11 protein-coding genes are annotated in these 14519 nt (G+C 53.3%); all 11 read right to left on the minus strand.

Annotated features, from left to right (window positions below; all coding sequences use genetic code 11):
* Positions 1-8: 8 nt before the first annotated feature.
* A complete protein-coding gene (locus GLP52_RS19380; RefSeq protein ID WP_237274062.1) occupies positions 9-2747 on the minus strand; it encodes a hypothetical protein in 2739 nt (912 codons plus the stop codon).
* Between the two features lie 2 nt (positions 2748-2749).
* Entirely contained in the window at positions 2750-4891 is a 2142-nt protein-coding gene (locus GLP52_RS19385) for a hypothetical protein (RefSeq protein WP_237274063.1), read from the minus strand.
* A gap of 120 nt (positions 4892-5011) precedes the next feature.
* The gene (locus tag GLP52_RS19390; RefSeq protein ID WP_237274064.1) at positions 5012-5308 is read right to left on the minus strand and encodes a LexA family protein; all 297 of its coding nucleotides are present in this window, start codon (positions 5306-5308) and stop codon (positions 5012-5014) included.
* A 957-nt stretch (positions 5309-6265) separates the two neighbouring features.
* Positions 6266-8893 (minus strand): DEAD/DEAH box helicase family protein, encoded by a 2628-nt coding sequence (locus GLP52_RS19395; protein WP_237274065.1) that lies wholly within the window; start codon positions 8891-8893, stop codon positions 6266-6268.
* 85 nt (positions 8894-8978) lie between these two features.
* Positions 8979-9509 carry a type I restriction endonuclease gene (locus GLP52_RS19400; protein WP_237274066.1) on the minus strand — a complete coding sequence of 177 codons (531 nt, stop codon included), beginning with the start codon at positions 9507-9509 and terminating at the stop codon, positions 8979-8981.
* The gene (locus tag GLP52_RS19405) at positions 9506-9649 is read right to left on the minus strand and encodes a hypothetical protein (protein ID WP_237274067.1); all 144 of its coding nucleotides are present in this window, start codon (positions 9647-9649) and stop codon (positions 9506-9508) included. Before GLP52_RS19405 ends, GLP52_RS19400 begins: the two co-directional genes overlap by 4 nt.
* A gap of 4 nt (positions 9650-9653) precedes the next feature.
* Positions 9654-10769, minus strand: a complete 1116-nt coding sequence (locus GLP52_RS19410) for a restriction endonuclease subunit S (RefSeq protein ID WP_237274068.1) — start codon at positions 10767-10769, stop codon at positions 9654-9656.
* Entirely contained in the window at positions 10766-11854 is a 1089-nt protein-coding gene (locus tag GLP52_RS19415) for an HsdM family class I SAM-dependent methyltransferase (RefSeq protein ID WP_237274069.1), read from the minus strand. The genes GLP52_RS19410 and GLP52_RS19415 overlap by 4 nt, the downstream gene beginning before the upstream one ends.
* Entirely contained in the window at positions 11742-12788 is a 1047-nt protein-coding gene (locus tag GLP52_RS19420; RefSeq protein WP_237274070.1) for a type I restriction-modification system subunit M, read from the minus strand. The genes GLP52_RS19415 and GLP52_RS19420 overlap by 113 nt, the downstream gene beginning before the upstream one ends.
* Before the next feature lie 100 nt (positions 12789-12888).
* The gene (locus GLP52_RS19425; protein WP_237274071.1) at positions 12889-13293 is read right to left on the minus strand and encodes a restriction endonuclease subunit S; all 405 of its coding nucleotides are present in this window, start codon (positions 13291-13293) and stop codon (positions 12889-12891) included.
* Positions 13241-14519: N-6 DNA methylase (locus GLP52_RS19430; RefSeq protein ID WP_237274072.1), on the minus strand; the 1279-nt coding region annotated here is incomplete at its 5' end. The genes GLP52_RS19425 and GLP52_RS19430, both read right to left, overlap by 53 nt.

Below are 14519 nucleotides of genomic sequence, written 5' to 3' on the forward strand. Positions count from 1 at the left end.
GGGACGCATTAGCGGCCCGCCTGGGGGTCAGATTGTCTTTTGGCAGCACGCACCTCGGGCATCACAGCCGTACAAACCGATGCGTAAGGACACAGGTTGCAGGTCGTGTTCTCGCAATAGGCCAGCGCGTGCCGTGTATCATCACCGGGATAGGCCGCAGCGGGCGCATCATCTGCTTCTCGTTTGCTCTCAAGGACCTCGGCAACAAACTTAGGATTGAGGTCATACCAGCGATTATAGACACCGTAGAGGCGTCGCCGGGAGGACGCGTTGGTTTTGCGGATATCAAGCGCCATGAGAGCTTTCCCAAGCCATCTCGTATCCTTGAGGACCGCCAGATCCTCAGGGACTGAAATACCATCCCGCAGGAGCATGCTTTCAGGCATCAAGGCCAGCTCACAGCGCAACTGTTCGGCGGTGATATAATGGCGGGCGCCGCGCAATACGATCTCTTCGGAGGCCAGACGGACAAGCTCCATGGGGGTAACATCGTCCGTGCGTTTGGCGGTTTGGCGATCAAGCGCATCCTTGAGAGCAGAGGCGAACCCGACATGCTCAGAAAGCTCTGCAATCACCTCGAGAGGCGCTGCGATCTGCTTTGCACGGTCCCCAAGGCTGGCCATACGCTTGCGGTACGCCGTATTGGCGGCCAGGGCATTACACATCCCCCAGGCATGCATCTCTTGGCGCAGCTCATGGCTGATCTCACGGTTCAGACCTGTGATCTGGCCGCTCGCCGCCACCTCGGCCGGCATAGGCCGACAGTAGACGGTGTAGGTTCGGCTTTCGTTGACGGGATCAAGGCCTGAAATGTTTGTAATGATCTTCGGACCGTAGAACATGAGGCGTTGGTTGTTGCCGTGCTTGTCGACCACGGTCTTCACGCCGGTCGCCTTATTGTACGACACCTTCAGCATCTGGTTCACGTCAGAAAACTCGGAGACATCGCTACCGTTGCGCCTGCCGACTTTCTCAAGGTCATCGAGAACCACCAAGCCGCGCGCCTGGTCAACAAAACGGATCATCGCTTTTTCCGAGCCCGCGCCGAGGACGTGACCGTTGTAGCTCAGATCTGCCAAACCTTCCGCTGTGGTCGATTTACCTGACCCTTTTTCACCATTGATCAGGATCATCGGGATCGCGTCAAAAGCGTTGAAGACATAACTCATCAACACATACCCCGCGAGAAGCGCGTAGTCGCTCTCATAGGGCAGCCAGGTCAGCGTTTTGAGGTAGGCCACCAGATCGTCAACGATCTCGTCGAGAGGCCGGTGTGGCGGCCGCCCAGACTGCACATTGTCGATATACTGCCTGATAGAGCGATACCGCCATGTGGAGTAGTCTTCGGGATTGGGGACAGCGCTGACGATGGTGCCGTCTTCGAGAGCCACAATGCGGCTGTCGTCCGGTGTGCCGGCAGGCGCCGGCATCTCGCGAGGTGTAAGCACGATCCCATCAGAGCGCACCACCTGTGTCAGACGCGCATGGACCTTCAGAGCCTGCTTATGACGTGTGCCGTCGGCCTCAGTTACCCATTGGCTCTCAGTGCGTGTCTCCCTCACCCGGAAAGGGTAATACATATAGCCGCCGACAAAGGCGCCATTGATATTGATCCTTTCAATCTCATAGGTGCCGTCATCGTCCTCTTCGAGGGGGCGGTTAGGACTGGGCTCAGGAAGGCGCAGCCCGAGGCTTGGCGCGGTTTCAATCAGCTCCTCAAAATCCTCAAGCGAACCGCCATTCTGGAAAAAGTCTGTCCAGTCCTTGCCCTTGGCGCGGGGCACCTCGATGCGGCGGATATCCCGGAAAGCATATTCCCGGATTTTTTGCGCCATGCGCTCGCCGGCAGCGTCATTGTCCTGTCCGAGGTAGACGGCATCCCATTGCTTCCAGAATTCGCTATCCCGCCATTCATCGGGGATACCGGATCCATGCGTCGAGGTGATGATCGCCAATCGGCTATCAAGGCTGGTGCCTTCGATCTCTTGGCTTAGCCGCCATAGGTCCTTCATGCCCTCTGCCACGAAGAGCACCGTTTTTCCGCGGGCCGGACCATTCCAATACGTCAGTGGAGAACCGGTACTCCAGCCTTTCTCATCGCGTGGATTGGTCGTAAAGCCCGGCACTGTCGTCTTTGGTATGCGAGACAGAAAACGCCCATTGCGATCAACTACCGGTGAGGCAATGGCCCCGGTGACCTGCTCTTCCATTGGCGCGCGCGGCGGATAGGCCTGCGCGATCCCGAGGCCAAATCTCATGATGGTCTTGGAGGTCAGGCCGCGCCCTTGCAGATAGGCGATCGCTTCAGGGCATCTCTCCAAAGCGCGCTGCATGCGTTGATGGGACTCAGGATTAACTGGCGCCAGCTCTTGGGATGCCGGGGAGGGCTCCCGGCGCGCCGGCGTTGCGACACTTTGCAATCGGGGAGAGGCCCCCAAGAGTTCGCCGAGCCAGGTGATTGCGCCGATAAAGTCGCTGCCTTGGACTTCCATCACCGCGTCAATCAGGCTGCCCTTTTCACGGCTTCCGGAAGGGTTGAAATCAACAAACCGTCCTGCGTACTGGCCTGATATTTTGATCTGGCAGCTTTTCCCTTCGCCACCGCGAATATCAGCCAAACGGTAAGTATTCGTCTGCCGATCATATGTGGCATCACCGTTGTAGAGCGCTTCAAGCACCTGCACGATGTTACGCTCCTGGGTCAGGAGGTCTTTGATCTCATCGACGTTATAGCGGCGGGAGGACATTCTCAGGTCACCCTTCCACTGATTTGAGATACAGGTGGGTCACTTAAGATCACATCTCTTGCCAACTCGTATTGATGCACAGCACTGAACTCGGCGTAGCGTTTTGTGGTCACGGATTCGGTGTCGAAAATGGCCGCGGCTGCTTTGGCAAAACTGCCATCAACACGAATGATGTGCGTGGCAAGGATGTGGCGTGCTGCGTGAGGGGGATGAACGCGTAAGCCTGCAATCGCCCCATGACCGGTATAGGGGTTATAGATCCCATAGCGCCTGATCATGTTCTTCCATATTTGCGTAAAAGCACCAGGCGTCAGGGTTGTGCGGTTCGACCCACCCCGGGTCATATCGGCCATAAACAAGTTTCCAGGGTCGGAGTGCCCATCAAGCAAGAGCGGTCGCAGCTCCAAATATTCTTCAAGCTCTCTGTACAAACCATCGATGTCCGCCAAAGGAATTTCGATATCTTTGGTGGCGGGACTGCTGTGGTTTTTAAAGGATTCCTTGGGCTGCCGGTGCATCCAGACTTTTGCTTTCGGATCCCACCACAGCTCAAGTGAACGGCTACGACGCAACTTGGTCATCGAGGTTTTTGGGGCGCCTTTTGGCAGCACCTGAAGCTGGCTAAAGTTTCCGGCGCGAAGCGCAAACTGGCCTGCGTAGCGAAACATGACCAAATCGCGAAAACATCTGGCTCTTTGCAAAATGTTGGCAGCTGCCAACGGCGTGCGCTTTCTAATTTCATCCGCGATCACATAGTAAGTGTGAAGCGGCTTCCGGGTATCCACGACTACCCGGATTGGCAGAAACGGATCGCGTCCAACATCAAGAAGTGGCTGAATTTGTCTCCAGCGGCTCCAGATGAAATCGTTCGCTGCGATGCATTGCTTCCTCCATGCCTCTTCACTGAGCATCTTTCGGCCGCCGAGTATCTCTTTTCTATGTTGAGTGATGTATCCGTTTTCAGGATTCACGTGACCTGCAAGGGACATCAGCACGGCCGGGATGGTTTCAGTATAAAAGCCCCTCCGCTTTCGCATGTAGCCTATGAAGTTATCGATCTTCTCCAGATCGAGCACATTTTCCAGACCAAGGTCCTCTTCTTTCGTGCCCTTCTTGCGCAGAGCGCCAAAGAAAATCTCAAGGAGAATAAGTTTGGAATCTTTGCTTTCTTCTGAACTCCAACGGCCCTTGTTCGGATCACGGTTTTTGCCAAGCGGCGTTAACTCGGCCGTTTTGAACTCAACAAGTCCTTCAACTTGGCGGCGTAGGCGATCAGGCGCTTTGAAGGTGCCAGGGGTATCTACATGGAGCCACTGCGTTCTTAGTTTGCAGCGATAGGGCTCACGGCTCCCTACGTGCTCTCCTTCATCATCTGTCGGTGACAGCACGATGTTCGACATGACCCAGTCATAGATTTCTTGCTGTTTGGACTTACTGATGTGCTCGAAGTCGTCTGGAAGATACTGCCGGACGCGCTTCAGATCATCAGGGCGGATATCAATCTTCAATCGGTCGCTGCGGATGTAAATTTTCTTGATTTCGCAGAATTTTGATAGGGTGCCGGCGGGCACTCCCATTTCAGCTTCAACATTGCCGATGTCTTGGATTGTAGAGGGCGTTGAAGGCACCTCTTTTCCGCGCACCCAGGTTCCAAGTGTCTCTCGGGTGACTTTACTGCGCCGCGCAAGTTCTGCGATCGAGAAACCACTCATCCTCAGGAGTTCCTGCAAGGCTTCACTTAAAGTTTCACAATGGGTCAGTTGTTGTTTTCTGAGTGTAATCGCCCAGGGACGAACACGCTTGTTCATCTCAGATATATGTCTCTCGACGGTCTTATCGGAGAGATCGAGATTGTAGATCGCCTCACAAGCCCGCGCGAAACGTACCGGCTCCATCATCTCACCACCTACTGTGTCATAGAGACGAAGCCCATTTGCTGTACGGAAAGCTTTGAGAGCGGAAATTGTATTTGAGACAGCTTTTGTAATGGTCGACGACGCAGCACCGCTCTGACGAAGCTCTGCTTTCCGCATATCGCGGATCGTGTCTTCAAGTTCCCCATGAAGGATTTCCTCCGGGCCAACTTTTGGCAACGAAGGCTCCACCTGAGCGCTCAACTCTGAATATGCGACAGATTTACCCATTGGTCCCCCTTGATTCGGGGACGCCCAGGAGATAATATCTCCTCAAGACCGCGACAGTCTTATTTGATTTGGAGCCCTGGGATGTTGGCGCATTCCGGGGCTTCGTCGTTCAAAGGCGTCCTATAACAGTCGTGGCTGCCACTCCTGATCAGTTACAAATTGGCGACCGAGATCCGTGAGGGCTCGGTTCCGGCGATATTTCCCCGCGATCTTGGCCAAGAGGCCTTTAGCCTCGAGCAGGTTAAGGTACGGCGAAAGGTTCGACGAGTTGATGTCCAAGGCGACTGCCATCTGGCGGTGACTTGGCCACTCTCCATGTTCATCAAAATATGAGACCATGAAGCTCATCAGTTCGATCTGCCGATCGGTCGGCGGCCGAAAATTCCTTGGCTGGGCATTCACGTGTAAATTCTCCATTCTTCGCCAGTATTCTGCGCGAACGCGTCCAGTCAAGTGCACTATACGCAAACTCAGGGGCGCAATGTTTTTCCAAACGAAAAAACATGGAAAAACGGGGGCGAAAAAAGCCTGGGAAAAATGCTGTTTTTCCACTGTGAAATTCATTGGGAACATCGCTGTCTCCGACTTTTTCCATCCGACGTGAACAAGGCCAATCTCCTGAACGGAGTTCGCCTAAGTGATTGTAAAACAATTCGGAATCACTGTTCAAGAGAATGTTCTCTTTTCGTTCTAAACGAACGTTCTGAACGCGCGTTGCTGAACAGCTTTTGACCCTTCCTGAACAGCTATCTGAACACCTATTATTTATTTATATAAAATAGATAGTTATAGGGTTTTAGGCTCCTGTTCAGGACTTGGACCAGATACCTTGCTGAACAGCCCGGTGAACATGTACAACATATTGTTTCTGAATAAAAAAACCGCGCCCTGTTCAACAGAAGCGCGGTTATAGGTGTTTTCGAGGGAAGCCCGAAACAGGGTTACTTTGGGACAATTATATACGAAATTACCCTTATATCCGTCTGGAACATTTAGCGAACTTCCCAAAATGATCTGTAAGCCTATGTTCTTCTTATATTATTTCACTGAGTTCGCAATCTGGTCCTGGAGTTCGGACGATACGCAAACATCGGGATAGGCATCTATATGGCGGTTTTTGAAGGGTCTTCAGGGCATATATTGCGGCGAACACGCTCCCTGAAATTTCTTCGGGCGGAAAAACGTAGCTTGGAAGCGCTTTTCTGCGGTTTTTCGCCGTGCGTTTAGAGACCCCATGTCAGGCTCTTTTTTGCTTCGTCAGTAGCGTTGATTTTTTTTGAGACTGGTCGCTAAGGTATCGCGGCTGCCACCCCAAGATCCCCTCTTACTCCTGACCAATGAGCAAGAGGGGTGGTGATTCGTAGGTGTAGAGGTTCAGACCGCGTCCAGGTCCGTCAGGTTAATGTCGCCGCCACTCTTAAGTAGATCGTAGATTAGATTGGTCATGATCCCCAAGCTTTGCCGATCTTCCTTGAGAAGTGTTGCAGCGAGAGAGTTGTTTGAAGCCATTGCTCGAGCGACTGCCATTTGTATCGCGCCTGGCAAGTTTCCCTTCAGAGCCTGTTCTTTGGGATTCTTGTCCACTTGAGCCATGACAATGTTGTTCTCGCGTGTGATGGCAGCGATTTGGTTAACGAAACTCGCCTGGTCTTTCAGGGGGGCAGCCTCACCGAAGATGTCGTTGAGGCGCTCGATCAGCTCCTGCAGGTAGATCGGGAGAGCGCCGGGGGCAGGGGAGCCGCCGGGACCAATTGGCCGCAAGGACAAGTCGGCCCCTTCTTCGTTACCTCCATCTGTACCTGGGAGATCGACGGTTTGGATGTCATACCCAGTAAGGCTAATCCCGGAGAGATCTACCTGATCAGCAGGTACGCCATCCAGACGTTTAGAAAGTAGCTTGGTGAAGGCGGCAAAATTCTCAAGTTCAGGGTCACCCAGATCGATCAGTTGAGCGATGTAGGCATAGGTCCTTGAGAAACGCGCCAGCCCTGATTTGAAGTCGACCATTTTACCAATGTCTTCATCAATCTGACGTCGATGATGATCTGCTTTCTCCATTCCGCCTTGATTGCCTGCAGTTTTGGCAGCTTGATAGGCGGCCTCTGCCTTCTCGCTGCGGCTGCGCAGTTCTTTCAGTCGAGAGTTATAGAAATCGGTAGGCTGCTGTGTGGCAGCATACATCTCTTTGTGTTGAGTATCTGTGGAGCTTAAAATGGCCTTGGCGGTTTTGTATCGGGCTTCTCGAAAAGCTTCGATATGAGAGGTACCATAGAGAGCTTGCTCGTCCAGTTGCTCCTTGAGATCGTAGATGACTTCAAGCGTTTGAGCCTCTTCGATCTTAGCGCCTGAATCATACATCTCGAAGGCTTCCAGAATGACCTGAGGCTCATTGACGAAGTCGACCACGAAGGTCTGATCCTTACCTGCCGTCTTTCGGTTTAAGCGAGATAGTGTCTGTACGATATCGACAGCATTGGCGATCTTCTTGTCCAGATACATGGCGACCAGCTTCGGCTGATCGAACCCTGTCTGGAACTTGTTGGCAACCAGCATGACTCTGTATTCGGGGCGGTCGAATGCAATCCGAAGATCCTGTCCTTTGATGTTGGGATTCATGTTGGCTTCACTGAATTCAGCATCTTCATCGCAAACGAAGGCTTCGCCGGAAATGCGATCATCATCGGAGTGCATGATATCTTTTCCCGACAGCTTGCCGGAGAAGGCGACCAAAGCACGAATTTCTTTGTATTGAGGATTGGCCTCAATGAAGGCGTCGAAGGCTTTCTTATATCTGACCGCCGCCGGCCTCGAGCTGGTCACAACCATAGCCTTGGCATTGCCATCAAGGAGGTGAGCTACGTTCTTTGAGAAATGCTCCATGATGAACCGCACCTTTTGAGTCACGTTCGTCGGGTGCAGATTCATCCACCGAGCGAGGGCCCGCTTTGCCGATTTTCCATCAACGCGCTTTTCATCGACCATTCTCTTGCCGAGATTGAAGGCGGTCTTGTAGGGGAGGTAGCCTTGAAGGACGTCCATGATGAAGCCTTCGTCAATGGCCTGTCTCATCTCATACTTGTGGAATGAGGCCGGCAGGTTGCCTTCGCCGGTGGGCTGAGAAGGATCCGGCCGACGGCCGAAAAGCATCATGGTGGAATGCTTGGGGGTCGCAGTGAAGGCAAAATGCGAGATGTTTGATGGCCTCACGCGGCTCTTCTGGATCTCTTCGAGCAGCTGCTCGACGGTCATGCCGGCCATATCCCTGTTGGATGACATGGCCAGAGTTGCCTGCAGCTTGGAGGCCGTGCTTCCGGTTTGGGAAGTGTGCGCTTCGTCGATAATGACTGCGAACCCGCGATCCTTCAAAGAGGATTCCGTGAGGATGGCCTCCATCGCATGTGGGAATGTTTGAATGGTCACAACGATAATCGGAGTGCCTTTCAAAATAGCTTCAGTAAGCTGCTGGTTTTTAGGCTTTGAAGAGTTTTCCCGGTCAATGGCTGCGATCAAGCCTTCCTGGTGATCAATCTGCTGAACTGCGTCCTGCAGCTGGCTATCAAGGACGTTTCGATCGGTAACGATGATAACGGTATCGAAGATAGACTTGCCATCATCCTTTCGCATTTTGACCAGATCATGGGCCGTCCAGGCGATGGTTGATGTCTTTCCAGAGCCGGCGCTGTGTTCGCACAAGTAGGCCAGACCGGGCCCGTTTTTCTTGGCATCCGCGGTCATTTGATTGACGGCATCAAGCTGGTGGTAGCGGGGGAAGATTTGGGTTTCCTTGACGGACCATTTCCCTTTTAGGTCCACCACATCTTTCTTTTCGACATAGACAAAGCTGTGGAAGATGCGAAGCCATGCGTCGGGCTGGCAGATCTTTTCCCAGAAGTAGGCGACAGGGTATTCACCGTCATCTCGCGGAGGGTTTCCGCTACGCCCCTCATGCCCCTGATTGAAGGGCAGGAAGAAGGTGTTTTCGCCGGCAAGCTTCGTCGTCATCCAGATCTCGCTGTCTGACATGGCAAAATGCACGATGGCGCCGCGTTTGAAGGTGAGAAGGGGATGCTTACGCTTAGTTCTCGGCTCAACGGGGGAGCCGGTCCTCAATATACTGCAGTTTCGCGGTTTCAGCCGATTGAGTGAAGTCGGTCTTCAGTTCGACGGTGGCGACTGGAAGGCCGTTCAGAAAGAAGCCCAGATCAATCGCATCCTGATGTCCGTGTTTATATTTGAGCTGCGGCACGACGCGGAGCCGGTTGGCGGCGTAGCGGTCGATGATCTTTTGGTTTCGTTGGTCTTCAGGGGCAGCCTCGGACATATCGATTTGCCCGCATCCCGCGATGGCGAAGCCGCGACGCAGGACATGAATGGGGCCATTCTTTTCCAGAGCCTTTTCGAGGCGATCCATGAGGACTTTGCGAGCTTTGTCGCCATTCATGGCGACGAGCCTCTCCCATTTGGACGGCTGGGTAGCCTTCAGCCATTCCTCGATGTCCTCGGGATAGAGGGCGTGATCCTGATCGTAGCCGGCGGAGGAGCCCAAGAGCCAACCCTGCTCGGTGAGCTTCTGAACTATGTAGGCTTCGAGGTGCTTTTCGTGATGCAGGTCGCTCATGCCGCGCTCCTTACGTCGATTTTACCGGTGACAGCGGCAGTGATGAGAGCGGATCGCTTCTCTTTGAGCAACTCGATGCTGCGTTGCGTCTCACGGATAAGGCCGTCGATACGAGCGGTTTCGCGGTCGATGGCCTCCATGATCCTATCTTGCTCCTCGCGGGGAGGGACCGGCAACGGAACAGGTGCGAAGCGGATAAAAGCGAAATCGCGGGGCACGCTCGCGCACCGACGGACAGAGAATAAAGATGTAGTTTCGAAGCGCCATGCACCGCAACACCATTGCGAAATAGTGGCAGTTTACGTTGTTATCGCGGGGCGTGCAGACAGCATATTCTCCGGTGGCCTTGCCTGTATCCTCTGACACACCCACCGCACCTGCAAAAGCATCCATCGTATGGATTACGAGATCGCCCTCATGTATGCGCTGATACCCCACCTCTTTTTCCGCGAAAGTGTATCCGCCCGTTCGTCGTTTTGATCTCAGGCAGACTTGTCCATCCCTAAATGCGGTGATGATGCCATCATCTTCTTCGACAGGGCGGGCCATGTTATTAAAGAGATGCTTGGCTTTCTTGATATGCCAATGCGTGGGCACGTCGCCCAGCCAGTCCTGCCCGGATGGCTTTAGCGGCGTATCCACATCGAGTCCCTTGGTGACGGCTCGTGTAATCTCAGCTACCCGTTTTTCCCGCAGCAGAGTGATGAAGCTGTTCTTCTCAGAGATCAGATCGTCGATGCGGCGGGTTTCGCGGTCGAGGAACTTGGCAATGTTCGCTTGCTCCAAGGCATCAATGTTTGGAACCGGAAACTCAAGCAATTCTGATTGGTTTAGGTTCTGTCGAATACCTCCTCCGAGGCCATTAAAAATATTACCTAAGTAGGCGGCATAGAAGTACCAGTAGTAGAATTCCGGAAGGACTTTATCTGACTTCCTTGTCAGCCGAATGTAGGCAGGGCTCATAATCCCGCGCCGGGGAACGAGACCAACGCGGCTCGTCTTGATGTTCTGAAGATCAATCAGCTTGAATGCGAGGTCGCCCTTCTCGAATATCTGATAAGAACCATAGTCTGACGACTGTAGACCTTCGTTATCTTCAAGCGATCGATCTATTACGCCACGCATAGTCAAAGCCAACCTGTGACTTTCCTTCATTCCGGTGTTCGGGCTTTTTTCATAACGAAAAAGATGCTTTGCTGGAACGGTATCCCAAAGAGACGTGCCAACAAAATCTTCAAGAAAGTCGCGTGCCTTGCTCATTCTGTCACCTCTGCAAGCATAGCCGCAATGCGTTCTTCCACCGCATTCAGCTCCGCATCGATCTCTTCCAGATCGCGTGGCGGCTGATATTCATAGAAGTACCGGTTGAAGTTGATCTCGTATCCGACGATCCCGACGCCTTCATCAGCCTCATCCTTGTAGGTCTCGTCGATGTATGCGTCTTCGGCGTGGGGCAGAACCTCGGTGGCGAGGTAGTCTTGAATGTCAGTCGCAAGCGGCACATTCTCAAAGTCGGTCATATCGTCATCAGGGGTGACCTTGCCCTTTTTATCGATTACAGGCTTTAATTCAGGATCGCGCACACCGAAGGCAGCCCGCAATGACTTGATCAGTGCTGCGTCAAGCTTACCGAGTGCCGTATCCTTCTTGGCCGCATCCTTGGCAAAGGACTCGACCCAGTGCCAATCATGCTCCGAATTCATTTCTTCGCGCAAAAGGTCAGTCCAAGCCGACTGCTGCTCCTCGGAGCGCTTGGCCCAAGCCTTCTCTTCAGCCAGCTTCTCGAAGCCTTCGTCAGAGATGACGATCTTCTTGCGCAGAGGGCGCAGAACCTTGATCCGGCGATAGCCGAAGTCTTGCGCGTCCATAATCAAGCTCTGCTTTGACGGCTCGCAGTCCGAATACATGGCTACGATCTCGCGGATCTGATCATCACTGATCTTGCGCCGCTTGTTGCCCTCGCTCTTGCGGAGAGGTTCGTACATCTCGGTCGCATTGATCAGCTGCACCTTGCCCTTCCGATGTTCGGGCTTCTTGTTCGACAGAATCCAGATGTAGGTGCCGATGCCGGTGCGGAAGAAGATTTCCTGCGGCAGCGCAATGATGGCCTCGACCACATCGTTCTCCAGTAGATGCCGGCGGATCTCAGATTCCCCCTGCCCGGCACTGCCGTTGAAGAGAGGAGAGCCGGACAGAACGATGGCCGCGCGGCCGCCACCTTTCTCCGGGTCCTCAAGCTTGCTCAGGAGATGCAGCAAAAAAAAGCATTGAGCCGTCGCTGACACGGGGCAGCTTTGGGCCGAACCGGCCTTCAAACTTCTGTTCCGTGTGCTCTTTGACCACATCCTTTTGATCCATTTCCCACTTCTTACCGAACGGTGGATTTGAGACGCAGTAGTTGAACTTTTCGTTCGCCAGCTGATCGTTTGACAGGGTGCTGCCGAGCTTGATGTTCTGTGACAGATCCCGGCCGGGGTCAGACGGGATCGTCTTCAAGAGCATCGACGCCAGAGCAACCGCATGAGTCTCAGGCTCGAGTTCCTGGCCGTATGGTATGATCGTCGGCGCATTGCCGTAGCGGTCCCGCAATGTGTCAACGTGCTCCATACCGTCCGAAATGAAGCCACTGGTACCGATTGTCGGATCATAGAGTGTCGTAATGAGACCAGGATTGTTGACAAAAATTTTCTCGTCTGGGGCAAGCAAAAGCTCAATTGCAAGATGAACCACATCGCGCGGTGTCATAAAGTCTTCTGCAGCTTCGTTTACTTCGGCGCCAAATTTGCGAATTAGATGCTCGTAGACGTTCGACATCGTCCGCTCAGGAACGGTGTTCGGGTGCATATCGATCGCTGCGAAGTTTTGGCAAATCTTGTAAAGAACACCGCCGCGATCCATCCGCGCAATTGTGTTGGCAAAGTCAAACTGCTCAAAGATCACTCGAGCATTAGCTGAAAAACTGGAAATGTAATCTTCCAGGTTTTGGCGGGTCCGGGTCGCCCCAAGGCTTCCCAAGTCATAGTTGGAGGTATTGTAAAAGGGGTAGCCCGTGATTGGAGGCAAAATGAGGTCCATGTCGACGCCCTGATTGGCCATCGCTTGATGAGTTGATGCAACCTGTGTCCTGGTAGGCTCAAGAACGCACTCAAGACGTCGAAGCAGGGTAAAAGGCAGAATAACTTTACCGAAATCAACGTGTTTGAAATTGCCCCAGAGGACATCGGCATTCTTCCAGATGAAGTCTGCGAGCGTTGCGTTGTTGCTGTTTGTGTTGGTCATAGGCCCTGAATATATTGATATGTGAATTTGTTTGGTCTCTTAGGATATTGGTCCAGACCGGGATGAACGAAGAAGATTTGCCGAGGAAATGCAGAAACGCTTACCCCTGCCATCCTTGAAGTGCGTCGTGAGGCCATGATGCGTCTCGCTCACGGTCAATATCCTCAAGAAGCAGCCGAACTTGGGCTCGCTTATCTTGTCGCTTTTGGAAGGCTGCCTCGATAGCCGCTTTCTCTTCGTCAGAGGGAACCGGAACCTGGAACTCTTTGAGGTCCTTGATGGCAATGGTTTGGATTGCGGCTCCCACAGCAAGCGAGCGCAGGGATGTTTTCACTGCATCGCTTGAGAGAAACTCAAGAAGAGCGACCCCGGAAACCTTACTCTTCTTCGGGCGAAGGATCATGAATGATTGGCCGGCAGTCCAGAAGTGGCTGTCATCTTCCATTGGAACATCACTTGGGACCAAAGCGGCCGTGCCAATTGTCCCTTTCACGGAAAGGATCACATCGCCCGGCTGAAAACCGCTGTGCGCGAGCTTTCCTGAGTTGAGGCCGATCGAGCAGAAGCTCTTTCTTGGGAAGAGGCAAGAAGTCATTGTCTCCAATGTCAGCAGGTGCTGCTTCACGAATAATGACATCGCCATCATCCCCTTTGCCGATAGATACTGGCCGGATGAGTTCGACCACTTCCGCAAGCGGGAGAGTCTCTCTGTTGTCCAGAAACCGCTCCAGGGCAGCCACTGCAGGTGGAATAACATATCGGTCCAAGCTTAGGATGTAGTCCTTATCCCGGATCTCAGAGATAGAGGCCTCAGCAATGGCCTCATCATCCTGATGAGAGGGATGTGAGATTGCCTCAAGCCAAGAGCTCTCGGGTTTGACTTCAGGCCTGCCCCGAACGGTCTTCCCTGCAAACTGAGGAGATCCAAGATTAACAAAGCGAACAGTGTCACTTGCGCTTCGTTTTGGTCCTAAGACAAGGATGTCACTGGCGATGCTGGAGGCATGGAAGAGCATTCCAGCCGGAACTGACAGGATGGCTTTGAGGCGACCGGATTCTACGAGCGCTTCCCGCGCAATAGGCTCTACACCCACACCTCGGAACATTGCACTACTGGCGACAGATACAATCACGGTATCAGTCGGCGATACTTGAGCATCTGCGAGAGCCACAGCTTCGCCACTTAGGCGTCGAGGTCCGTCATCACGGCCAAGGATATCCAATGCTTCCAAGCTTAGCTCGGCGGACGAATGAATTTTAGAGCCGAACGGAGCCATGATAATTTCTGCGTCGTATGCCTCATCAGCGACCCTGTTAAAGGGCTCAGCCATCACGACTTGAAGAGGAACTTCCAAAATGAAAGCCATCATCTTGGCCATGTCGCAGACCTCAGAATGACGATCTACAAAACGTACAGTCGACCCTTTGGAGGCCATCATCAGTGCAGGGTGCAGAGAGCTGGTGAATGCGCAGCGCACAGTGCCTGGAGTGCCGGCAAGCTCGGTGATGCGCTTGGCAGGCAAATATCCAATCCAGAACCCAGTCTCCCGGCTCTGATAGACACCCATCATTTCATCTATAGCCGCAAGCTTCTCGGAGTTGGGGATTGCAAGAAACCGGGAACGCGCCTCCTGTAAGGCGTAGTAGCCATCGTCATTTTCACGAAGAGACATCAGCGCGTTGGAAGCCAAGCCGGAATGTTCAAGCTCCATCCCCATGCTCTGAGATATT

Source organism: Sulfitobacter sp. M22, assembly GCF_021736025.1.
Classification (GTDB): Bacteria; Pseudomonadota; Alphaproteobacteria; order Rhodobacterales; family Rhodobacteraceae; genus Sulfitobacter; species Sulfitobacter litoralis.